A 23,879-nucleotide genomic window follows, 5' to 3' on the forward strand; every position below is an offset into this window, starting at 1 on the left:
GGCTATGGTCAGCGAACTCTCGGAAGGTCACGTTCGATCCGGTCATGTCATGACCGTTTGCGGCCCGGTACCGGTGGAAAGGCTCGGTGTCACGCTGATGCACGAGCATATCCTCAACGATTGCCGCTGCTGGTGGCATGCGCCGAAGACGCCGGAGCGGCAATATCTGGCCGAAGACTTCGTCTGCATGGAAATCCTTGGCGAACTTCGCCAGGATCCCTTCGTCAACAAGCACAACATCACGCTTGACGACGAACCGCTGGCCATCGCCGAACTCAAGGACTTCGCCATCGCCGGCGGGCACACGGTGGTCGAGCCGACCTGCCAGGGCATCGGGCGCAATCCTCTGGCGCTAAAGAGGATCGCGGAGGCAACCGGCCTCAACATCGTCATGGGGGCAGGTTATTATCTTGCCTCTTCCCATCCGCAGAAAGTGGCCGCGCTCAGCATCGATCAGATCGCAGATGAGATTGTGATTGAAGCGTGTGAGGGCGTGGATGGCACCGGCGTCAGGATTGGCCTGATCGGCGAAATCGGCGTCTCTGCGGAATTCACCGCGGAGGAAGAGAAATCGCTGCGCGGGGCGGCGCGGGCGCAAGTGCGCACCGGACTGCCCCTGATGGTGCATCTGCCAGGCTGGTACCGACTGGGTCACAGGGTACTCGATGTCGTGGAAGAGGAAGGTGCGGATCTTCGCCACACCGTTCTCTGCCACATGAACCCCTCCCATGACGACCTTGCTTACCAGGGCGAACTGGCGAACCGCGGTGCCTTCATCGAGTATGACATGATCGGCATGGATTTTTTCTATGCCGACCAGCAGGTGCAATGCCCCAGCGATGAGGAAGCCGCCCGCGCGATCGTCCAGCTGGTGGAACGGGGTCATCTCGACAGCATCCTGCTTTCCCACGACGTCTTCCTGAAGATGATGCTGACGCGATATGGCGGCAATGGTTATGCCTATATCCTCAAGCATTTCCTGCCCCGCCTGAAGCGGCACGGGCTGGACGATGCCACCCTTCACACTCTCATGCGGGCGAACCCGCGCGCGGTCTTCGAAGCGAAGGCCTGATTAACGACGGAATGTAAGTCATGACGAAAAAAGTTCTTCTCGTTGGCGAAAGCTGGGTCAGCTCCGCCACCCATTACAAAGGTTTCGACCAGTTCGGCAGCGTCACCTTCCATCTCGGGGCAGAGCCGCTGGTGAAGGCGCTCGAAGGCAGCGAATACGACCTGACCTATATGACTGCCCATGATGCGGTGGAAAAATTCCCCTTCGACATGGCGGGCCTCGACCTCTACGACGTGATCATCCTGTCCGATATCGGCGCCAATTCGCTGCTGCTGCCGCCGGCCGTCTGGCTGCATTCGAAGACCGTGCCGAACCGGCTGAAGCTGATCAAGGCCTGGGTGGAAAAGGGCGGCGGCCTGCTGATGGTTGGCGGTTATTTCTCCTTCCAGGGCATCGACGGCAAGGCCCGCTGGCGCCGCACGCCGGTGGAAGACACGTTGCCGGTGACCTGCCTGCCCTGGGATGACCGCGTCGAAATTCCGGAAGGTTCGAGCGCCGACATCCTGAAACCCGAGCACCCGACGGTGGCAGGGCTTTCCGGCGACTGGCCGCTGCTGCTCGGTGTCAACGAGGTGGAGGTGCGCGAGCGCGCCGATGTCGAGGTGGTCGCCCGCCTGCCGGAAGATCAGGGCGGCCATCCGCTTTTGGTGACCGGTTCGTTCGGCAAGGGCCGCACGGCGGCCTGGACGTCCGATATCGGCCCGCACTGGCTCTCGCCCGCTTTCTGCGAGTGGGACGGGTATGGCAGGCTGTGGAAGAACATTCTCGGCTGGCTGACGGAAAAGCGCTGAGGTGATCTCAGGCGGAGAGGATCTCTTTCATCTCGTCAACCGTCGGAAAGGCCAAGCGCGTTCCCCGGCGGCTGACGGTGATGGCGGAGGCACGAGCTGCGTCTTGCAAGGCGCGGTGATCAAGGGCAGACCCACGTAGCATGGCGGAGGCAAGCGCGGTTCCCATGAAACAGTCTCCGGCTCCCGTGGTATCCACAGCCGGGGCGGTCACGGCGGACACGTTGCAGGCCGTGTCCGCCGTGACCAGCATCGAGCCTTCTTTGCCAAGGGTCAGGACCACGGTGCGAACGCCCTGTTGTATAAGACATTGACCGGCAGCATGGCCTGTCTCGCGTGTGAGGGCCACGGCCTCGCTCTGGTTCAGGAAGGCCATATCGACCAGGGGCCAGAGATTGGCAAACCACGGCTGCAAGGGGGAGGGATTGAAGGCAGTGAGCATCGATTTGTGCCGGGCCAGTTCCAGTGCCGTTCGTGTGGCCGCTTCGGCGAGGTTGCCCTGCAGGACGAGAAGATCCCCGGCCTCTGCCAGTCTGAGGCTGTGGGCAACACGGCCCGGTGTGAAGGCCGACGCGGCGCTCCGGGTGGTAATCACGGAGTTTTCGCCATCCGGCGTGGTGAGGATGATGGAGAGGTCGCTTGCCACCCCATTCGCTTCGATGAGATCGGCTGTCAGGGGCTCCTCCGCCAGCGCCTCTCGAATGGTTGTCGCGCGGTCATCCGATCCAATTGTGGCGGCAAGTGTCGTCGGCAGGCCGCAGCGCGCCATCACGATCGCCTGGTTGCAGCCCTTGCCCCCCAGATCCCGCGAGGCCTGGGCGCCGAAGATCGAAACGCCTGGCTCCGGCAGGGCGGAAATGGAATAGGTTTCATCGAGTGCGACATTGCCGATCACGAAGGCACGCATGTAGAACTTTCGAAAGGATAACAATCGTGCAGACCATATCCGACAACGCCGCGAATGCCATTCAGGAAATCTTCGGTCGGCCGAAGGCGCTGATCGGCATGGTTCATTGCCCGGCTTTTCCAGGCGCCCCGCGCTATCGCGGCGCGTCCATGGACACGATCTACGATGCCTGCATGCGGGACGCGGAAGCGCTGGTTGAGGGCGGCATGCATGGGATCCTCATCGAGAACCACGGCGATATCCCCTTCTCGAAGCCGGAGGATATCGGACCGGAAACCACGGGCTTCATGAGCGTGGTGACCGATCGCATCGCCCGCGCCATCGACGTGCCGCTCGGCATCAACGTGCTGGCGAATGCGCCGATCCCGGCCTTTGCCATTGCCATGGCGGGCGGTGCAAAATTCATCCGTGTCAACCAGTGGGCCAATGCCTATGTGGCCAATGAAGGTTTCATGGAAGGCCGCGCGGCAGAGGCTATGCGCTATCGCTCAGCCTTGCGTGCAGAACACATCAAGGTTTTCGCAGACAGTCATGTGAAGCACGGCGCGCATGCCATCACCGCCGACCGCACCATCGAGGAACTGACGCGAGATCTCGCCTTTTTCGATGCGGATGGTGTGATCGCCACCGGCCAACGGACGGGTAGCAGCGCGACGATCGAAGAGATCGAAGAAATTGGCAAGGCGACGCATCTGCCGTTGCTGGTCGGTTCCGGCGTCAGCGAAGGCAATATCGTCGAGATCCTCAAGCGGACTCAAGGGGTCATCGTCGCATCTTCGCTGAAGCAGGGTGGCGTCTGGTGGAATCCGGTCGAACTCAGCCGGGTCCGTTCCTTCGTGGCCGCTGCCCAAGCCGGCCTGGAAGGATAAGCCACGATGGGTGACAATATCGCGATCAATGGAGAGCGGCTTCTCGCAAACCTGCAACGTTTCGCGGAGATTGGGGCAACGCCCAAGGGCGGCGTCAATCGACAGGCGCTGACCGATCTTGATCGCCAAGCACGCAGACGTCTGGCAGAGCTTGCGGCCAAACGGGGCTTTTCGGTATTTCAGGATGAGATTGCCAATCTTTTCATCCGCCGGGAGGGCCGTAACCCGGCTCTGCCGCCGATGCTGATCGGCAGCCACCTTGATAGCCAGCCTTTGGGTGGCAAGTTCGATGGCGCACTGGGCACGCTCGCGGCCTTCGAGGTCCTGGAAACGTTGGAAGATCACGGCATCGAGACCGAGCGACCGGTTGAAGTGGTCGCCTTCACCAATGAGGAGGGTTGCCGGTTCGCACCGGGTTGCATGGGGTCCATGGCCTTCGCTGCGGGAGAATTGCCCGCAAGTTGGCAGGATCTTCGGGCTGTTGATGGGGCTTCTCTGGCGGACGAGCTTGCCGCGACGCTCGCAAGTTTGCCCGAAGCGACCATGCGTCCGCTCGGTTTCCCAGTGTTCGCTTATCTGGAGGTGCATATCGAACAGGGGAGGCTTCTGGAAAGTGAGGCCCTGTCCATCGGCATCGTGACGGGCATTCAGGGCACGCGGTGGCTCGATGTCGAACTGACGGGCCAGACTGCGCATGCGGGAACCACACTGCTGAAGTTTCGGCGCGATCCAATGCGGGTGGCGGTGCAGGCGCTGGCGGGCCTCTACGACCACATCATGCCGAGCGACGAACGGGCGCGGTTCACCGTCGGGCGAATGTCGTTAAAGCCCGGCGCGGTCAACGCCATTCCCGAAAGCGTGCGATTGACGATCGACATCCGTCATCCGGAAACGCCGGCACTGGACGCCATGGAGCAGATCATCCGCGACAGCTTCGCCCGGCAGGCCGGGGAGCAGGACTGTCAGGCGATCGTGACCCGCATCTTCGACATGCCGCCCGCGGAATTTCCTTCAACCATGGCCGACACATTGAGTGCCTGTGCAGATCGTTTGCAACTGGGTTCGCGGCGAATGTTATCCGGAGCATTCCATGATGCGCTATTCATGAACCGGATCGCACCCGCGGCTATGATCTTCGTCCCGTGTCGCGATGGTCTCAGCCATAACGAGTTGGAACATGTGGAGCCGGACCACTCGATTGCCGGTTGCCGGCTTCTGGCAGCCGCGGTGCTTGATCTCTGCGCGTCATGACGGCAGATGAGCCGTTGATGCAGCTGCGCCGTGTTCTGTCGAAATCAAGGCATGGTTTCTTGCGGTCAGACCGGCTGTGGATGATGATCCTGGCGGTGTCAGGCCGTCCGACGATCAAAACCAATTCTGCGGGCTTCTTTGGACGTGGAACGGTTCATGGCACGCGAAGCGTGTGTCAGCGAGACGGTTGGACGACCGCGTTGCGATGCTCTTCTACCTAGCCACGGCTTTCGTCCTCGCTCAGGCGGATTGGCGCTCCACCAGGCGGCATTCGACCTTCAACTGGTCGTGCGAACTGGACAGCCCTCCGGCTATGTCGGCAATCAGCTCGACGGCCATCGCGCCCATTTCGAACATCGGCAGGTGGAAAGTCGTCAGTGGAGGCATGGTGAACTGGGCGATGTCGCGATTGTCGAAACCGACGACGGAGATGTCGCCGGGGATGGATTTGCCGAGTTCCTTCAAGGCCTCGATGCATCCAAGCGCCATCAGGTCATTGGCGCAGAAAATGCCGTCGGGCGGGTTCTTCAACTTCATCAAGGCATGCGTTTTTTCGTAACCGGATGAAGGCTCCCAGTTGCCGTAGTGCACAAGGTCGGGGTCGTAACCGAGGTCATTGCTGGCGAGCGCCTGCTTATAGCCGCGCAGGCGGTCCCGCGGGTTGTCAAGACCCTCCTGACCATTGATCAGGGCGATCCGCTTGCGGCCGGCCGCAATCAAGCGTTCCGTCGCAGCGCGTCCGCCGGCCACGTCGCCCGGGAGGATCGAGGGCAGACGGCGGTCCTGGTCATAACAGTTGACCAGGACGGAGGGCGCCCTCATCAGAGGCTCGGGCGGTTCGATCTTGCGGGTCAGGATTGTGCCGAAGATGTACCCGACCAGCGTCTGGCCGTCACAGATCGAGAAAATGCCGCCATCCGGGTCCTCGCCCTTGCGGAAGACGCCGAGCGTTACGATGATGCCCAGTTCAAGAGCCTTTTCCCGGGCACCTTCGAAGGCCATGGACATCCAGGGATCGGTGGTCAGTTCATCCACTGCGAAGACGATGATCTTGTTGGCAGGCGCGACGCCAGCAGCGGCACTCGCGGTAGACTTGTTGGCCAGCCGATAACCCAGTTGTTCTGCCGCATCGAAAACCCGCTTGCGGGTTGCTTCGCTGAAGCGGGCGCCGGAACTGCCGTTGAGGATGAGGGAAACGGTCGCCTGGGATACGCGCGCCAGCGCGGCCACGTCCATCATTGTCGGTTTCAAGGCATTCTCCATGACGAACACCGTGGTTTCCGCAGCCATGTCCCGGATCAGGATCGAAAATGCCGGATCCGGTCGAAGGCGACGGCGACCACAATGAACGTACCTATGAACATTCCTTGCCAGAATGTCGAGATGCCGAGCAGGATCAGGGAGTTGCGAATAACCTCAATCAGCAGCGCTCCCACGACGGCTCCCAGCGCATTGCCTTCGCCGCCGGCGAGGTTGGCCCCGCCGATGACGGCCGCGGCGATCACCGTCAGCTCCATCGACTGGCCGAGATTGGTTGTCACGCTGCCGAGCCAGCCGGCCATCAGGATGCCTGCGAGCCCGGCGGTCAGTGCCGAAAACACGTAGATGCTGACTTTCATCTGTCGGACGGGGATGCCGGTCAGAAGGGCGGCGTTCTCGTTGCTGCCGATGGCAAAAAGATGCTGCCCCCAACGGGTCCACTTGAAGATCAGGGAGGTTATCAGCGTCAGGAGGGCGAGCACGTAGAGAGGGTGCGGCACACCGAGTGTCGATCCGCCGCCGACCCAGATCAGAAGGTCATGGTCCGGGCCGAAGTTCCAGATCATCTTGTTGTCGGAAAGGACCATGGCAAGCGACCGTGCCGCGGAGAGGGTTCCAAGTGTAACGACAAAGGGTGGCATGCCGGCATAGGCGACGAGTACGCCGTTGAGCACCCCGACCAACAAGGCCGCAATCAGTGCAAGCGGTGCCGCCACGAGAAACGGCGTGCCCGCCTCCATGGTCACGCTGATCACCATGGCACTCAAGACGACGGTCGATCCGACCGAAAGATCGATCCCACCTGAGGCAATCACAGCCGTCATGCCGATCGCAATGATGCCAACAAAGGCGAAGTTGCGGGCGACATTAAAAAGATTGCGCTCCGTCGCGAAGCTATCGGTCATGAGGCTCAGTGCCAGGCAGGCAAGCGCGGCAGCCAAAAAGACCCAGAACAGTTGTTGGCTCGATAGTCGCGAAAACCAATTGCGGTGCTCGCTTCGGGCAATCACGTCTTCCAAAGTGGTCATGGTGTTTTTCTCTCAGGCTGCTTCGATGGCGCCGGTGATCAATCCCGTCACCTCCTCGGGTGATGAACGGTCGGCGCGTTTGCTGGCAACGAGTTCGCCGCGTCTCAACACGGCGATCCGGTCGGAGACACCAAAGACATCCGGCATCCGGTGGCTGATCAGGATGACGCTGATACCCTGATCGCGCAGGCGGCGGATGACATCGAGGACTTCTGCGACCTGCCGCACGGAAATGGCCGCGGTCGGCTCGTCCATCATGACGATCTTGGGCTCGGACAACAGCGTGCGTGCAATGGCAACTGCCTGCCTTTGTCCGCCGGACATGCGCCGCACCAGGTCTCGGGGTCTCGTTTCCGATTTCAGTTGCCGGAAAAGTCCGGCGGCGATCCGGTTCATCTGGGCGTAATCGATGTAGCGCAGCGGACCGAGCCTACGCACCGTCTCGCGCCCCAGGAAAACATTGGAGGCAGCAGACATATTATCGCAGAGCGCGAGGTCCTGGTAGACGACCTCGATCCCGTGCCGCTGTGCATCCCTTGGGTTGTGGAAAGCGACCGGTTGATCATCGATACGCATCTCTCCTGCAGATGGCGGGAAGTTACCGGCAATGATCTTTACCAGCGTGCTCTTGCCGGCTCCGTTGTCTCCCATCAGTCCCAGAACCTCCCCGGGCTCGACCGTGAGGCTGACCCGGGAGAGTGCCTGTATGGCGCCGTAACTCTTTGAAATAGAATGCAATGAAAGCCGTGACATGCTCCGCCTCCCCTCGGCTGATCCCACGCTGGCATTCCCTCTGCACCATAACGCGCGAGCGGGACTTGCGCAAACCGATATTAATGATGCTTGACTTAATATTATTACTAAATATTAATTACTCAACTGGAAAACGAAAGGGGAGGCGTTGGATGCGGCTGCTCATCACGGGCGCCACCGGAAAGGTGGGGCAGGCCTTCCTTCCGTCGTTCTTGTCGCATCCGCGGTTTGCCGATTGGGAGGTCGTGGCGCTCTGCAACAACCGCACCTTGCCACCCCATCCACGCGTGTCGATCGTGACGGGGTCCATCGCTAATCCGCAGACGGTGGCCGAGGCGCTTGAGGGGGTTAGCCATGTGCTGCACCTCGCTGCGGTCAAGGAGACGCCGGCCCAAGCCATCGATGTCGCCTTGAAGGGGCTTTATCTGCTGCTCGACGGTTTCTGCCGTCAGTCAACGCGGCGTCAGTTCATGCTGTTGAGCGGCGATTGTGTGGTCGGCCACATTTTCCAGGGTTATGCCGGGCCGATCACCGAACGATCTCCAAGGCGGGCCTATCGCGGGGCATATGCGCTGACGAAGGTGCTCGAAGAGACCATGCTCGAGCAATTCGGCATACAGGAAGGACTGACGTGGACGACGCTTCGCGCGCCGTGGATCATGGAGAAGGATGATTTCCGATATGCTCTCGAACTGGGTGACGACCAGTTCGGCGGTCCGGCCTGGGCAAGCCTGATGGCCGCCGATGAACTGGCGTCATTGAAGGAAGAGCGTGCAGTTCCGGCGATGCTTGACCGCGAGGGGGCCTATCTGAAGCGCAATTTCATCCATGTCGATGATCTTGTGAAGGCGATGATTGCGGCGCTCGACAACCCGGCCGCATTCGGGGAGTTGTTCAACGTCGCGATGGATCGACCCGTCGATTACGGCGACGTGGCCAGCCTCCTGGAGGCTGCGGGAAACCGGCAGCGCCGCGACATTCAGACACCGTTTTACAGCAACTGGCTCGATAATTCGAAAGCCCGGATGGTCCTCGGCTGGCAGCCCGAGATCGATCTGAAGGTCCTGATCGAGCGCGCCTGGACGTATACGCGCGAGGCCGATGACCCGCGCATCGTTTGGTATCCCGGTTGAGCAGGAGGGCTTTGCCGGCGATTTGGAGGAGGAGAAAGGCAATGAACATCAGACATTTGGCATTCACTGCGATACCTATTCTCATGTTGCTGGCCGGCGAGAGCGCTGCGGAGGGCAAAAAGACACTGGCCATCGTCGTCAAGGGTCTCGACAATCCATTCTTCGAACAGATCAATCTCGGCTGCAAGAAGTGGCGTTCGGAAAACCCCAACAGCGAATATGACTGCCTTTATACGGGGCCTGCCTCATCGGCTGATGAAGCCGGCGAAGTGCAGATCGTCGATGACCTCCTGACGCGTGGTGTGGCGGCGATTGCGATTTCGCCATCGAACGCGCCAGCCATGGCAAACCGTGTGCGCCAGATCGCGCCGAAGGTTCCGGTAATGACCGTCGATGCGGACTTCCTCGAGAAGGACCACGATCTGCGCAAGACCTATCTCGGCACCGACAACTATCTGATGGGCGTCAAGATGGCGGAGGAGGCCAAGAAGCTCAAGGCCAAGGGTGGCACCGTCTGCCTGCAACTTGGCAATGTCGCTGCGGCCAACATCAATGCCCGTGCTCAGGGGTTCCGCGACACAATCGCCGGCGCCAAGGATGTGAAACGTCTGACCGGCCAGAACGGCTGGACGGAAATCGAGGGTTGCCCGGTCTACACGAACGACCAGGCCGATCTTGCGAACCAGCAGATGTCCGACGTCTTTACCGCCCATCCCAAGCTTGATGCCTTCATTCTGGTCGGTGGATGGGCACAGTTCGCGCCTCAGGCCTATACGCAGGTGACGGATCAGGTGATGGCCAAGTTGAAGTCGAAGGAACTGGTCATCGTGGCTGGCGATACGCTTCCGCCGCAGACCCAGGCGTTCCGCGAGGGCCGCAGCCACGCTCAGGTTGGCCAGCGTCCGTTCGAGATGGGATACAAGGCCCCTGACGTGATGATCCAACTGATCAAGGGCGCCAAGGTGGAGGATCCGCTCTTTACCGGTCTCGACGTCTGCAACACCCAGGATCCCGGTTTCTGCAAGAGCAACTGAGTGCGCCGCGCGCTCGTATTCGTACGGACCGATGACCGGGTGCACGGCTTCGAAAAGGCTCGGTCGTCGCCCTTCAACACATAGCAGTCCCAGAGGAGAGGGCTGCGGGAGGACAAGATGAAGACACTTACGATCACGGCCCTCGTGGCCATGGCGGTGATGGCGGCTGCGCCCGCTGTCGCAGCGGAGAAGAAGGCGCTGGCCTTTGTCGTCAACGCTGCGTCCGATTTCTGGAAGCTTGCCGAGGCCGGCGTGAAGGCGGCGCAATCCGAGCTTCCGGATTTCGAACTACAGTTCCGTTATCCGGCGCAAGGCACGGCGGCGCTTCAGAACGCGCTGATGGATGATCTTGTCGCGGCGGGAACCGATGCGATCATGATTTCGTCGGTTGATCCGAAGAACTCCGTCGATGCCTTCAATCGCATTGCCGGCCAGGTGCCGCTGTTTACCACCGACAGCGACGCACCCCAGTCGAAGCGGATCGCCTATCTTGGCTCGTCGAATACGCAAGCCGGCATCCAGGCCGGTGAAATCGCCGTCAAGGCGCTGCCGAAAGGCGGGAAATGCATGGGCTTCGTCGGTTTCCTCGGTGCTGACAATGCCAAGGAGCGTATTGCCGGTTTCCGGCAGGCGGTCAAAGGCAAGTCGATCGATCTCGTCGACGTGCGGGGTGATGATGTCGATTTTGCCCGCGCCCGCTCGAATGTCGATGACGTTTTGGCCGCCAGTCCGGACATCAACTGCATGGTCGGCTTCTATTCCTACAATCCGCCCAAGATCTACGAAGCCCTGAGGGCGGCGGGCAAGCTCGGCAAGATCACGGTTATCGCCTTCGACGAGGACCCAATCACGCTTGGTGCGGTGCGCGAAGGCACCTTCGCGGGAACCGTCGTCCAGGATCCCTATCAATGGGGGTATCAGGGAATGAAGCTGATGGCGGCATACCTCAAGGGCGACAAGTCCATGGTGCCGGCCGACGGGCTGATCATCGTACCGACGCAGGTCATCGACAAGGCAAACGTCGATTCCTTTGAAAAGCAGCTCAAGCAGCGGATCAAGGGCTGACGGCGTCATGCGACGAACCTGCGCGGATGATCTGGATCCGCGCAGGTCAAAGCCAACCGGGGTGTCTCTCTGATGTCTGCTGCCGATCGTATTTCTCTCGATCTCGTCGGGATCACCAAGGTCTATCCGAGCGCGGTGGCGCTCAACCGCGTGTCGCTCGGCATCCGGGGCGGCGAGGTTGTCGGACTGATCGGTGAAAACGGCGCGGGCAAATCGACGCTGATGAAGGTGCTCGGTGGTGCCATCGCCCCGGATGAGGGCGAGATTGTCATCGACGGCCGAAGCGTGCCGCATCTGACGCCCGCCGCAGCGCTCGCCCACGGCATCGCCTTCGTGCATCAGGAACTCAACCCGTTTGCCAATCTCGATGTTGCCGGCAATGTCCTGTTGGGACGTGAAATACGCCGCGGGCCGTTCGGTTTCATCGATCAGGCTGAGATGGCAAGACGTGTGCGACCGCTGCTCGACATGCTGGGCGCCCGCTTTCAGCCAACGACGCCTGCGTCCAGACTCTCGTTGGCGGATCAGCAACTGATGGAAATTGCCAAGGCGCTGTCGACGAATGTGCGTCTGCTGATCCTCGACGAACCGACATCGAGCCTGACGCTTTCGGAAACCCAGCGGTTGCTGGCGGTGGTCCGGCGGCTGCGGGCGGATGGTGTGGCTATCCTCTTTATCACCCATCGCCTCGCTGAAGTCGAAGAGGTTGCGGACCGGGTGGTGGGGCTTCGCGATGGCTGCAATGCCGGTGAGCTTGGAAAGGGCGGCATCAACCGCGACGCCATGGTGCGCCTGATGATCGGCCGCGACGTTGCGCAGTTTTACACGCCCCCGGAAACCAGGCTTGGAGAGATCGTTCTGCGAACGCGAGGCCTGCGGACACGCGCCAATCCGAATACGGCGGTCGACCTTGAGGTGAGGAGCGGTGAAATCGTCGGGCTTGCCGGGTTGGTGGGCGCGGGACGGACGGAACTCGCCAGGGCCTTGTTCGGCATCGATCCGGTTCACGGCGGGCAAGTCGAAATCAACGGCCAACCCGTTCCTTCCGGTTCGGTGCCGGCGGCGATTGCTGCCGGCATCTGCCTTGTGCCGGAAGACCGCAAATCCGAGGGCCTGTTCCTCGATTTTTCGCTCGCGCAGAATGTCATGATGCCAAGCCTCGCGACGATTGCGACGGCCGGTTTTGTCAACCGAGGGGCGGAATTGGACCGCGCCGGTCATTTTCGAAGCCGTTTGGCGATCCGTGCCCGGCAGCTCGACCGTCCGGTCAGCGAACTGTCGGGCGGCAATCAGCAGAAGGTGGTGCTGGCGAAGTGGCTCGGGCTCAATCCCAAGCTGATCATCCTCGATGAACCGACACGGGGCATCGACGTGGGCGCCAAGGCGGAGGTCTATCGCCTGATGCGCGATCTGGCGGAAGGTGGTGCTGCCGTGCTGATGATTTCCTCCGACATGGAGGAGGTCATCGGCGTTTCGACACGGGTGGCCGTCATGCGCCGCGGAGCCATCGCCGGGGTGCTGTCGCGCAAAGACCTGACGGAAGAGACGATTCTCAGGCTGGCGGTCGGGTAGGAGAGCTGCATGCACAAGAAAGATATCGGACTTGCCGTCCTCGTTCTGGCGGTCGGCGCAATCGTGACGCTGGTCAATCCACGCTTCATTTCGCCCATCAACCTTGCCAACACCGCCAACCTGATCGGGCTGTTCGGGCTCTTTTCGATTGCCGAGGCCTTTGTCATCGTCACGGCGGGGATCGAACTCTCGATCGGTTCCGTCATTGCCCTGCTCGGTGTCATCTTCATCGATCTGATTGCCTCGCACGGGGTTCCCTGGCCCGTGGCGTTCGCAATCGTGCTTACGCTGTCCGTGGTGATCGGACTGCTGCATGGCTGGCTCATCACACGTCTTCAACTGCAGCCCTTCGTCGTGACATTGTGCGGCCTGCTGATCTATCGCGGGATCGCACGATTCTACACCAGGGACGGGACGGCGGGTTTCAGTTTCGGCACGGATCTGCCGATGCTCGAACACCTGTTCGTGGGGAGAACGGCGGGTGTTCCCCACTCGGTCATCGCCTTCGCGGTCTTTGCGACCCTGGCCTGGTTTCTCCTGCACAGGACGGTGTTCGGCCGGCATCTGCTGGCCGTTGGAAAAAACGAAGAGGCCGCCCGTTATTCGGGGATCGATACGAAGCGGGTCATCGTCACGGCCTATGTCCTTTGCACGTTCCTGACCGGCATATCGGCCGTGTTCTTCGCCATGTACACAAAGTCCGTCCAGCCGTCCTCGCATGGAAATTTCTACGAACTCTACGCCATTGCCGCCGCCGTGCTCGGTGGGTTCTCGCTGCGGGGCGGGGAGGGGTCGATCATCGGGGTTGTGCTGGGCGTCGTCTTGCTGCAGGTCCTGCAGAACCTGGTAAACCTGCTCGGCATTCCCTCGTCGCTGAATTTTGCGGTAATGGGCGCCGTCATCCTCGTCGGCGTGATCGCCGATACGCAGTTCCATGCCTACAGGCAGCGGCGCCGCCAACTGACAGTGCGCGCGGCCTTGGCCGAAACCTCCGAAGCGCCGCCGGTCGGGTTGTGACGGAACGACAAGCTCGAGAATAAGAGGGTGTCGGCAACACCTACAAAAGTAGTGAGCCGATTGCGGACGGCAAAGTTCGTATTCTCCTTCTTGGGCTCCAGTTCTCAGTCCCAACAACGCGATCGTGCCGTTAAACCAGTCGACCGGTCGCACCATTTTTTAAACTGGTGTCGCTGATGTTGCTGCAAACATGGAGTCTTATCGTTTCTATGCGAGACTCGCGTTCGTTTGTTTCCCATCAAGGCGCAAGAGCGGTATCCCACCGGGCACGGGCTTTGTTCCCACATCTGCCCGTTTGATCACGATTTTCCGTTCGCCGACTCGGTGATGCGTCCGCGCAAAGCGGATTGAGGATTTTTGTCGTGAATGCGCCGCGAAGCCTTGAGACACACAGTTTACAGTTCCCCTTCTCTGGGGGCTCAGCTATCCCCTTTGGGTAATTGAACTCTCAGGAAGGCCGCGCGATGCAATCAGAATTGACCAGCCGTTTTCAACAGAACCGCACACAGCTCAGCCGTTCTGAATTGATCGTGGCGGAACATTTGATTGGTATGCCCCTCGAAGTCCTGATTTTCCGCAGCGCAGAAGAAATTGCCCTGGAAACCGGCACAAGCGATGCAACCGTCATCAGAACGGCGAAACGTCTCGGTTTCAGTGGTCTGCCTGAACTGAAACGTATCTGTGGTCGTTCTCTGGCATCGACACTGCCAGCCAGCAAACGTCTGGAGCAGCGGTTGCAAGCGACGGGTAGCAATATTGCCAAAGTAGCGCGGCAGATGTTCTCCGAAGCACATGAGGCGCTGAAATCGTCGGAAGAACTGGCGAACGGCCAGGATTTCGACCAGGCGATATCCCTGCTGGAGCCGGCCGATACGGTGTGGTGTCTTGGATTTGGTACTGCCGAAGTCATTGCGAAGCATTGCGCGATCGGCCTCAGCCGGGCGGGAATCAGGACGCGCAGCTGTGGTGCTTCCGGATTTACGCTTGCCAACGAACTGATCGATCTTCGCAGTGGTGATGCCATCGTTCTTTTTCATGCGCTCCGCGATACTCCGGAGTTGAAGATGATTGTGAAGAAGGCGCAGACTGCTGGCATTCCACTGGTTCTTGTCAGTGGTGTCCAGCTGCAGGCGGTTTATGCCGACAGGGTTTCTGTTACCCTTCGATGCGTCGGCGTGCACTCCAAGCTTGCCAGTTGGAACCTTAGTGCCATGGTGATTGCCGACATCCTTTGTTACGGCGTTGCCGCCCGCAATCCGGCCCGTGCGGTGGAAACAAAAGATCGTCTCACGACCTTGCGCCGCGACGTTGGATACCCGGCCTAAAAAAACATGACGAAATCAGTAATGTTTGTTTGAAGTTTTCACGACATTATTGTAGTGGATTCGACAGGCGAGCCTTTGCCATGTCTGATCCGTGAAAACATCATGAATTCAAATCATCGCAGCGGCGCTTTGCTGAGACCACGAGCACCGCCCGTCATTCCCCGGTAGATCTGCCGGGATGGTCCGCCGAACGAATACAGACTTGTGTGTGCCAGGACGGGTTCTGGCGCAACGAATTTACTTTGCCTCTTGTTTCAGGGGATACCAGATGAAATTGCGAATTCGGCTTCTCGTCACGACTTTCTTGTCCGGAGTTGTGTGCGTGCCAATCCACGGACTTGCGCAAGAACCGGACACATCCGACACGATTCTGCTCGATCCGGTTCTGATTATCGGCAACTGGCTTGATGAACCGAACGAAAAAAAGGTTCTGAACCATTCGGGTGCGCGCACGATCGTCAGCCAGGAGCAATTTGAAGAAAGAGGCAGCGTCGATATCCGCGATGCACTTAATCAAATTCCGGGTGTTCAGGTTCAGGAAAGTGCCGGAACGGGTGGCAGCGACGTTTCCCTCAATCTTGGTGTTCGAGGTCTGACGTCACGACTGTCGCCTCGTTCGACAGTGCTGATGGATGGAATCCCGTTATCTTATGCCCCTTACGGTCAGCCGCAGCTGTCGCTTTTTCCTCTTACGCTCGGCAATGTCGAAACCATCGATGTGGTGCGTGGCGCTGGTTCAGTCCGCTACGGCCCGCAGAATGTCGGCGGCATCATCAATTTTGTGACCCATCCCATTCCCGAGGATTTTTCGGCCCGGTTCTCCGCAGGCTCGGAAATTTCCGGGAACAACGGCCACGTGAAATCCACGCCGAACCTTCTCATCGGCGGCACCAATGCCGACGGATTGGGTGCGGCGATCCTGTATTCCGGTATCCACGGCGAAGGTTACCGCAATAGCAATGATAGAACAGATATTGATGACCTGATCCTGAAAGGTAAGTACGAGCTTTCCGATACGGACACCATCAGCGCCCAGTTTCACCACTATGAAGGAAAGGGTACGATGCCCGGTGGTCTGACTGCGGCGGAATATGCGGCCGACCCGTATCAGTCCACGCGTCGTTACGACGAGTTTTCCGGGCGGCGCAACGATGTATCTCTGCGTTACCAGCACAATGACGGCGAAAACAGTTTTGAAGTGCTCGGTTATTATGTGAACTCGTATCGCGGCAGCCATGTCGAACAACAGGGAACCGGCACGAACGCCGGTCGCTATCGTCTGACCTCCGCACCACGCAGCTACGAATATTTCGGGATCGAGCCGCGCTATTCCCGGTATTTTGAGTTGGGTGGTGTCCAACATGAAGTGACGGTCGGCTATCGTTATCTGTGGGAAGAAAGCTCCGAAGTCGCCAGCCGAACCGCATATTATAGTCGGGCGACGGGCGTTGACCCTTACAGCTTGCCGATGAACACGTATCAAACGAGCGAGGGCGCGACGACCGCCCACGCCCTTTATATCGATGACAAGATCGAGATCGGCAACTGGACGATCACCCCAGGCGTTCGATACGAAATGATCAGCACGAGCAATACCGTCACCGATCTGTCTGCCGGTGTCGTTACGGATGTAAGTTCGCCCGCTATCGATGCGAATGAGATCCTGCCGACGGTCTCGGCTTCCTACAAGATCAACGAGTCCTGGACGGTCTTCGGCAATATCGGCGTATCCTTCGGACCGCAGCAATACAGCCAGCTTGCGTCAACGACCGATGGGCTCCACCCTGAGAAGGCAACCACCTACGAAATCGGCACGCATTATGATGGAGACAGTTGGAATGCGGAACTGACCGCGTTCTACATCGACTTCGACAAGGAACTCTATCTCAGCCGCAACATCGTCGGCGAAGGTGTGTGGACGGATCTTGGTGCGACCAAACACCAGGGAATAGAGAGCGCTGTGCAATATGATCTGGGTGGCCTGACCGCAGCCTTGGATGGAATGTCGGTTTATGCAACGTACACCTATACCGAAGCGACCTACGAAGCTGGCGCCTTTCAGGGCAAGGATCTTCCCTTCTATTCCCGCCATTTCGGCACCGTCGGAGCGAGCTATCGGACCGAAGACTGGGTCATCAATGCCGATATTCTGGCGCAGTCGAAGCAGCATTCTCCCGGCACGGCAACGGATGGCGCGACTTATGTCACGGATGAGGACGCCACCGGTCGCCTTGGTGATATACCGGGGTATGGCATCGTCAATCTGCGGGTGGCTTACCAGCCGAAGGACAATAAGAACGCGCCAAAGTTCGCGTTCGGCGTGAAGAACCTGTTCGACAAGGAATATTTCACGCGCTCGACGGACAACAACGGTGGCAAGTTTGTGGGCCAGCCGCGAACCTTCTTCGTCAACGCATCGATCACCTTTTAACACCCGCACCGGCGCCCCTGACGGTGCGCCGGTTGCTTTACATTTGGCCGCAACGCCGCCTTCTTGTTCTGTCGGCGGGTTTGCTTCTGATGAGGGGAATACTCAATGTCACATGGACATTTGTCGCGAAGAGATCTGCATAAAGGCACCATGACTGCCATTGCCGCCCTGTTGGCCGCACCGGTAGTATTCCGGTCCCAAATTGCGACCGCCTCCGGGACCCGCACCATAGCCCACACGCTCGGAACAACGCAGATCAGCGGGGCGCCCTCGCGTGTGGTTGCGCTCGAATATTCGTTCGTGCAGGCACTTGATGCGTTGGGCGTCGTCCCTGTCGGCGTGGCCGATGACAAACAGCCGCAGCGTGTCGATCAGTTGCTTGGCAGGCATATCGACTACAAATCCGTCGGCACGCGGTTGGAACCCAACCTGGAACTCGTCAGCGCACTTGCGCCGGATCTGATCATCGCCGACGAAATCCGCCATTCGGCAATCTATCCGCAATTGCAGGCGATTGCCCCCACCATCGTGCTCAACAGTTGGGAAGGCAGTTACCAGACGATCAAGGACTCGGTCGTCGTCATTGCCGATGCGCTTGGTGAACGAAGCCAGGGTGAAAAGGTTGTTGCCAACCACCAAGCGACAATTGCCGCACTCGTCGCCAAGATCCCGACGGGTGAAAAGCGACGCTTCCTGCTTGCCGTGGCCACACCCGATTCCATGAGCCTGCACACATCCTCGTCGTTTACCGGATCGGTTTTTAAGGCGATCGGCCTGACACCGGCAATCGATTCCAGCGATGCCGTTGAAAGTGGCGCCGGACTGGAACGACTGATCGCTGTCGATCCTGACATACTTCTCGTGGCAACCGATTCCGGCCGTACCGTGCTTGATCAGTGGAAGACCAACGGCGCTTTTGGCAATATTTCGGCGGTGAGGTCCGGCATGGTATTTGAAGTCGACCGGAACCAGTTTGCGCGATTCCGTGGATTGAAAACGGCGGAGATGATCGTGCGGGAAGTCCTCGTGAAAGTCTATGGTGCCGGATGATCAACGATGATGAGCGATGATGCGACCGGGCGGTGGCTGACAGGACCCAAGGTCTTGCTGCAGGGGCTTTTGGGATTTGGTCTGCTCGCTGCCGTCATGCTTGCAAGCGTAGGCTTCGGCGTGTCGGACCTGCCGGCTGCATCGACCCTTCGTCTGCTGTTCATGCCCGATCTATCGCCGGGCAGTGCCCTTGTCTGGAACATCCGTGTCCCGCGTGTGGCGCTGGCGGTTCTGGTCGGTACTAACCTTGCGGTCGCCGGTGTGTTGATCCAGACGCTGACGCGCAATCCGCTCGCTTCGCCGCAGACATTCGGCATCAATGCCGGCGCGTCACTGGCCATCGTGCTCTGCCTGATCGTTCTTCCGGATCTGGCCGGTGCCGGCACCGTCTGGCCGGCATTTGTCGGCGCCATGGCGGTCGGTTTTGCCATGTGGGCATTGTCTGCGTCCGGGACCATGACGGACACGACGCTGGCGCTGGCCGGGATCTCGATCCAGCTCGTTCTCGCTGCGCTGGTCCAAGCAATCCTGATCTCCAACAATGCAGCCCAGGATATCGTCTATTGGCTGGCTGGCTCGCTGAACGGGGCGCAATGGAACAAGGTCTGGACCATCCTGCCGTTCACACTCGTCGGTGGCAGTGTCGCATTGGTCGCCAGCCGCCATTTTGCCATCCTTGCGCTTGATCGGACCACCGGAGTCTCGCTTGGTCAAAACGCGAAGTATGTGGGCGGCCTTGCAGCCTTGCTGATTGTCGTGTTGGCCGGGTCAGCCGTTGCTGTCAGTGGTCCGATCGGCTTCATAGGCCTGCTGGTGCCCCATATCGTGCGCCGCATTGTCGGCAGCGACCAACTGACCGTCATCGCGATCAGTGTCATCGCTGGCCCGCTGCTGCTGAATACCGCCGATCTGCTCGGACGTATCGTCGCCTTTCCGGCAGAAATGCCGGTCGGTATCGTCACTGCCCTCATCGGCTCACCCGCCTTTCTCGTTATCCTGTGGAAGCAAAGAGCGAGATGACCGCAAAACTCATGTCCCCGGAAAGCCTCAGGGCCATATCCGTCTTTACGCTGGTCATCGCGCTTATCCTCGTTACTGCGATTCTCGGTTTGACGCTCGGTGCCGTGACCCTGTCTGTCGACCAGATACTTGATGGTCTTGCGGGCGGGAAAAACTCGTTCATCGTCATGCAATACCGCGCGCCGCGCGTCGTCATGTCGCTGCTTGCGGGAGCATCGTTCGGTATCGCAGGCACCCTGCTGCAGGGCGCACTCCGCAATCCCTTGGCTTCTCCTGATGTCATTGGCATCACAAAATGCGCGGGTCTTGGGGCTTTCCTTGCCGCGCTTGCCACGCCGCCGGCCTGGGCGATCTGGGCAATCCCTATCGGTGTCATGTCCGGCGCGCTTGCCGGTGCGATGATATTGCTGGCCATCGGTCGCAGTCTCGGCGGTGGCGTCGTCTCTCTGGCACTTGTCGGCGTGGCGCTCGGCATGCTCGCCCATGCCTTGATGCAATATGTGATGGTCCTGTTTCCCACGCGTGCCGACCAGTCGATGGTGTGGCTCGCCGGTAGCGTTTACGGCACCACGATGGCCGATGTGATCGTACTGGTGTTCTGGTTGCTTGCCTGCCTGCCCTTTCTGCTGATTGCCGCGGTTCATCTCGACGCCAGCGGTTTCGGTGACGACACGCTGAAAAGCCTCGGTCTGTCACCTGGCCGTTTGCGCGGCGGGCTCGTTCTGGTGTCCGTCCTGCTTTGCGCAGGTAGCGTTGCGGCAGTGGGCAGCATGGGTTTCCTCGGACTGTTGGCACCGCATGCCGCCCGTCTGCTGGTCGGCTCTCGCGCACGTTTCCTCCTGCCCACCAGCGCGCTCATCGGCGCCTTGACACTTTCACTCGCCGATCTGATCGGTCGTCTCGTGGCTCTTCCGAATGAGATTCCCGCCGGTATCGTCGCTGCCGTTATCGGCGGGCCTTATCTCATTTTCTTGCTGATCAAGGAGGCAGGTTATCGTGACTGATACTGCAAGTTCCCGTCTCTCGGCACATCACCTGGCTCTCGGTTATCCGGCCGTCCGCGTCCTTGAGGGCATCGATATCTCCATCCCGGACGGCATGATAACGGCTTTGATCGGAGCGAATGGCTCCGGCAAATCGACGCTGCTGAAGGCGCTTGGCCGCATCATGCAACCGCTCTGCGGAAGCGTGATGCTGGATGGCAAGATGATTGCCACCATGCCGGGCAGGGCCGTCGCACAGGTTCTGGCGCTTCTCCCGCAAAATCCGGTTTCACCGGAAGGCCTGACGGTGCGTCAGCTTTGCCGTTTCGGGCGTCATCCGCACAGGGGGCTCCTGTCTCGAATGACGGAGGTCGACGAGGCGGCTATCGAGGGCGCCCTTGCCGCGACCGGCCTTATGGCTCTTGCCGAGCGGCCGATCGAACGGCTTTCAGGCGGCCAGCGCCAGCGTGCCTGGATTGCCATGGCGCTGGCACAGGAACCCCCCATTCTCCTCCTCGATGAACCAACCACATTTCTCGATATCGCGCATCAGCTTGAGATCCTTGAGCTCCTGAGAGAGCTGAATGAAACGCGAGGCCGAACCATCGTGATGGTCGTTCACGATCTCAATCAGGCCGCACAGTATGCCGATCACATCATTGCCGTTGCCGAGGGTGGTATCTATGCTACCGGCCGACCTGCCGACCTGCTGAAACCCGACCTGATCAGGTCGGTTTTTGGAGTCGATGCGATGGTCATCCCGCATCCCGTCACCGGCACGCCCTTGTGCCTGCCCCTGTCCGCGTGTGGCGCGAGATAATCCTTCAACTGCGATGGATGCTCTGGAATTCCGTGCTTCTGCTCCAGATCTTGCATCTTCTTGCTGATCCGTGCCCTGGACCTGCTCAGGCTCTATGCCGCCGCGAGGAAGCTTCCCCGCTGGACAAGGGCGACGAAGGTCAGCGTGTCGCTCACGTCTTGCAGCATATGCTGCGATATCCGAGACCGATCTGAAAGGTCCAGACCTCTTCGAACATGCGGGAGGGGCTGCACCCTGTCCTCTTAAAGCGTTCTGCGGGAGCAAAACGCAGACCGGTTCCCGCCGAAAAATACCAAAAAGCAATTGGTTATAGGGAAAACCCTGCCTGTTTCCGGGATATTCCCAAATCGAATTGCGCGCCTTCCGGCCTTATCCTGCCCCATGAAAAATCAGAATGGGACCTCGTGTCATGGATGAGAGAAAAGCCAAACGTTTGAAGCGGGTGGGGATCATTGCGGGAATGGCCGCCGTTTTCGCCGCCGGCGTCGCCCTGTGGATGGACCTTCCGCCGACCATCACCGTTGAGGAACCTGATGTGGCTACCTTGCTCGATCCCGCATTGGTGGAGCGGGGGCGGTATATCGCTCAGCTCGGTGATTGTGTTGCCTGTCACACCGAGAAGGGTGGCAAGGAAATGGCCGGCGGACTTGCCCTCGAAACGCCGATGGGCACCATCTTCTCCACCAATATCACACCCGACAGCAAGACCGGCATCGGCGCATGGACCTTTGGCGCCTTCGACCGTGCCATGCGAAAAGGCGTTGCTGCGGATGGGCACAACCTCTATCCCGCGATGCCTTACCCCTCCTATGCCAAGATCACCGGGGAGGACATGACTGCGCTGTGGGCTTATCTCCGGCACGGTGTTGAGCCGGTCGAGAAGGAGAACCGGGAAACAAGCATGAACTTCCCCTTCAATCTGCGCTTCGGCCTCGCTTACTGGAATGTCGTGTTGGCCGACGGCACGCCTTTTGTGGCTGATCCGTCGCAGGATGCGGTGTGGAACCGTGGGGCCTATCTGGTCCAGGGGCTTGGCCACTGCGGCGCCTGCCACACCCCACGCGGAATCGGTTTCGAGGAGGTGGCGATGTCGGAAAAGGGGCCGAACGGTGACCGGTTCCTTGCCGGCGAAAACGTCGAGAACTGGCACGCGGTGGAACTGCGTGACCTGTGGACCGTCGAGGACACGGTTGAACTGCTGAAGACCGGGCAGAACCGTTTTGCCACCGTCTCCGGCTCGATGACCGACGTCATCCTGCACTCGACCCAGAACTTCACGGACGGCGACCTCGTGGCCATAGCGACCTATCTGAAGTCACTGCCGTCGAAAAATCCGAAGCCGATGCCGCCGAAACCGGTCTACACGGATGCACCCGAGGGGGCCTACACGACGGCCGGCGGCCTTGGTTACATGCAGTTCTGCAACGACTGTCACCGGCCGGACGGCACGGGCGTGAAGGGCGTTTTTCCGGCGCTGGCCGGCAATCCGACGATTGCCGCGCGGGACCCTTCGACGCTTGTTCACATCACGCTGACCGGCTGGGAAACGGCCTCGACCAACGCCCATCCCCGCACCTATACCATGCCTGCCTTTGCCCGGCTGGAGGACAAGGAAATCGCCGATATCCTCAGTTTTGTGCGCAAGAACTGGGGCGGGGATGCGCCAGCCATCACCGAGGCGCAGGTTGCCGAAGCTCGCAAGCACATCGACCCGAAGATCGACGCCTCGAACTTCGAAACCCCGCGCCTTGCCGGTCTGCTCGACGCGCCGAACAAGGATCAGCTCGTGCGCGGCATGCGGCTCAATTCGGAAACGAACAAGCTTCTGCCGGGGCATGTGGGCAATGACCTGAACTGCACATCCTGCCACCTGAATGCCGGCACGGTCGCGGATGGTTCGCCTTATGTCGGGGTCTCCGCCTTTTTCCCGAGCTATGCGCCCCGTTCCGGCAAGGAAATCACCATGGCCGACCGCATCAATGGTTGTTTCCGCCGTTCGATGAATGGCAAGCCGCTGGCGCCCGAATCGGCAGATATGCAGGCCATGCTCGCCTATTTCGACTGGATGAAGGGCGCGACCAAACCGGAGGACAAGGTGCCTGGCCGTGGCGTCGGTAAGATCGACCCCTCGCTCGTTCCCGACCCGGCCAACGGCGAAAAGATCTATGCCGTACAGTGTGCCGTCTGCCATGGCGCAAGCGGCGAGGGGCTGAAGGACGAGGCAGGCCGTGTCGTCTATCCTGCTCTGTGGGGCGATCGGTCGTTCAACATCGGCGCCGGCATGGCGCGTACCTATACCGCCGCCGCCTTCGTCAAACGCAACATGCCGGTCGGTTTCCATGAAAAGTTCCCGCTCGGGCAGGGCGGCCTTTCCGACCAGGAAGCCCTCGATGTCGCCGACTATTTCAGCCACATGCCAAGACCTGACTTCCCCGACAAGGTCAAGGACTGGCCGAACGGCGGCAAACCGAAGGACGCTCGCTATTAGACTGGCCTGCGTT

General features: G+C 60.0%; 20 protein-coding genes. 16 read left to right on the forward strand and 4 right to left on the reverse strand.

The window, feature by feature from the left end; all coding sequences use genetic code 11:
- Window positions 1-4: 4 nt before the first annotated feature.
- Window positions 5-1,072, forward strand: coding sequence for a phosphotriesterase family protein (locus OU993_RS14350; RefSeq protein WP_268158460.1), 1,068 nt, complete (start codon window positions 5-7; stop codon window positions 1,070-1,072).
- Between the two features lie 20 nt (window positions 1,073-1,092).
- Window positions 1,093-1,863 carry a glutamine amidotransferase gene (locus tag OU993_RS14355; protein WP_268158462.1) on the forward strand — a complete coding sequence of 257 codons (771 nt, stop codon included), beginning with the start codon at window positions 1,093-1,095 and terminating at the stop codon, window positions 1,861-1,863.
- 7 nt (window positions 1,864-1,870) lie between these two features.
- Here the strand turns inward: OU993_RS14355 and OU993_RS14360 are convergent, their stop codons facing one another.
- Entirely contained in the window at window positions 1,871-2,767 is an 897-nt protein-coding gene (locus OU993_RS14360; RefSeq protein WP_268158464.1) for a ribokinase, read from the reverse strand.
- Between the two features lie 26 nt (window positions 2,768-2,793).
- Between OU993_RS14360 and OU993_RS14365 the strand changes: the two genes are divergently transcribed.
- Both OU993_RS14365 and OU993_RS14370 read left to right on the forward strand, forming a co-directional pair.
- Window positions 2,794-3,636 (forward strand): BtpA/SgcQ family protein, encoded by an 843-nt coding sequence (locus tag OU993_RS14365; RefSeq protein ID WP_268158466.1) that lies wholly within the window; start codon window positions 2,794-2,796, stop codon window positions 3,634-3,636.
- Window positions 3,637-3,642: 6 nt separating this feature from the next.
- Entirely contained in the window at window positions 3,643-4,887 is a 1,245-nt protein-coding gene (locus OU993_RS14370) for a Zn-dependent hydrolase (RefSeq protein ID WP_268158468.1), read from the forward strand.
- Window positions 4,888-5,127: 240 nt separating this feature from the next.
- Here OU993_RS14370 and OU993_RS14375 read toward each other — a convergent pair whose 3' ends face one another.
- Genes OU993_RS14375 through OU993_RS14385 form a run of 3 tightly spaced genes read right to left on the reverse strand, consistent with a single transcriptional unit; the run spans window position 5,128 to window position 7,928 of the window.
- Window positions 5,128-6,177: a LacI family DNA-binding transcriptional regulator gene (locus OU993_RS14375; protein WP_268158470.1), complete on the reverse strand. Its 1,050-nt coding sequence runs from the start codon at window positions 6,175-6,177 to the stop codon at window positions 5,128-5,130.
- Window positions 6,178-6,185: 8 nt separating this feature from the next.
- Complete coding sequence (locus OU993_RS14380; RefSeq protein ID WP_268158473.1) at window positions 6,186-7,175, reverse strand: ABC transporter permease; 990 nt, start codon at window positions 7,173-7,175, stop codon at window positions 6,186-6,188.
- Window positions 7,176-7,187: 12 nt separating this feature from the next.
- Complete coding sequence (locus tag OU993_RS14385) at window positions 7,188-7,928, reverse strand: ATP-binding cassette domain-containing protein (protein WP_268158475.1); 741 nt, start codon at window positions 7,926-7,928, stop codon at window positions 7,188-7,190.
- A 152-nt stretch (window positions 7,929-8,080) separates the two neighbouring features.
- On the opposite strand from OU993_RS14385, the gene OU993_RS14390 reads away from it, so the two are divergent.
- From OU993_RS14390 to OU993_RS14445, 12 genes are all read left to right on the forward strand, one after another.
- Window positions 8,081-9,061 carry an NAD-dependent epimerase/dehydratase family protein gene (locus tag OU993_RS14390; RefSeq protein WP_268159670.1) on the forward strand — a complete coding sequence of 327 codons (981 nt, stop codon included), beginning with the start codon at window positions 8,081-8,083 and terminating at the stop codon, window positions 9,059-9,061.
- A gap of 47 nt (window positions 9,062-9,108) precedes the next feature.
- On the forward strand, window positions 9,109-10,095 hold the full coding sequence (locus tag OU993_RS14395; protein WP_442792985.1) for a sugar-binding protein: 987 nt from the start codon (window positions 9,109-9,111) through the stop codon (window positions 10,093-10,095).
- 117 nt (window positions 10,096-10,212) lie between these two features.
- Window positions 10,213-11,160 (forward strand): sugar-binding protein, encoded by a 948-nt coding sequence (locus OU993_RS14400; RefSeq protein WP_268158479.1) that lies wholly within the window; start codon window positions 10,213-10,215, stop codon window positions 11,158-11,160.
- A 72-nt stretch (window positions 11,161-11,232) separates the two neighbouring features.
- On the forward strand, window positions 11,233-12,732 hold the full coding sequence (locus OU993_RS14405; RefSeq protein WP_268158481.1) for a sugar ABC transporter ATP-binding protein: 1,500 nt from the start codon (window positions 11,233-11,235) through the stop codon (window positions 12,730-12,732).
- Between the two features lie 9 nt (window positions 12,733-12,741).
- The gene (locus OU993_RS14410) at window positions 12,742-13,749 is read left to right on the forward strand and encodes an ABC transporter permease (protein ID WP_268158482.1); all 1,008 of its coding nucleotides are present in this window, start codon (window positions 12,742-12,744) and stop codon (window positions 13,747-13,749) included.
- A gap of 464 nt (window positions 13,750-14,213) precedes the next feature.
- Window positions 14,214-15,074 (forward strand): MurR/RpiR family transcriptional regulator, encoded by an 861-nt coding sequence (locus OU993_RS14415; protein ID WP_268158483.1) that lies wholly within the window; start codon window positions 14,214-14,216, stop codon window positions 15,072-15,074.
- Window positions 15,075-15,342: 268 nt separating this feature from the next.
- The gene (locus OU993_RS14420) at window positions 15,343-17,505 is read left to right on the forward strand and encodes a TonB-dependent receptor family protein (protein WP_268158485.1); all 2,163 of its coding nucleotides are present in this window, start codon (window positions 15,343-15,345) and stop codon (window positions 17,503-17,505) included.
- 150 nt (window positions 17,506-17,655) lie between these two features.
- Complete coding sequence (locus OU993_RS14425; RefSeq protein ID WP_268158487.1) at window positions 17,656-18,555, forward strand: ABC transporter substrate-binding protein; 900 nt, start codon at window positions 17,656-17,658, stop codon at window positions 18,553-18,555.
- Between the two features lie 6 nt (window positions 18,556-18,561).
- Window positions 18,562-19,575 carry a FecCD family ABC transporter permease gene (locus OU993_RS14430; RefSeq protein WP_268158489.1) on the forward strand — a complete coding sequence of 338 codons (1,014 nt, stop codon included), beginning with the start codon at window positions 18,562-18,564 and terminating at the stop codon, window positions 19,573-19,575.
- Window positions 19,572-20,579: a FecCD family ABC transporter permease gene (locus OU993_RS14435; protein WP_268158491.1), complete on the forward strand. Its 1,008-nt coding sequence runs from the start codon at window positions 19,572-19,574 to the stop codon at window positions 20,577-20,579. The genes OU993_RS14430 and OU993_RS14435 overlap by 4 nt, the downstream gene beginning before the upstream one ends.
- The gene (locus OU993_RS14440) at window positions 20,572-21,378 is read left to right on the forward strand and encodes an ABC transporter ATP-binding protein (protein ID WP_268158493.1); all 807 of its coding nucleotides are present in this window, start codon (window positions 20,572-20,574) and stop codon (window positions 21,376-21,378) included. Before OU993_RS14435 ends, OU993_RS14440 begins: the two co-directional genes overlap by 8 nt.
- 409 nt (window positions 21,379-21,787) lie before the next feature.
- A complete protein-coding gene (locus OU993_RS14445) occupies window positions 21,788-23,866 on the forward strand; it encodes a c-type cytochrome (protein WP_268158495.1) in 2,079 nt (692 codons plus the stop codon).
- The last annotated feature ends 13 nt before the right edge of the window (window positions 23,867-23,879 follow it).

This window comes from Rhizobium sp. SL86, assembly GCF_026672545.1.
In the GTDB taxonomy this organism is placed as follows: Bacteria; Pseudomonadota; Alphaproteobacteria; order Rhizobiales; family Rhizobiaceae; genus Neorhizobium.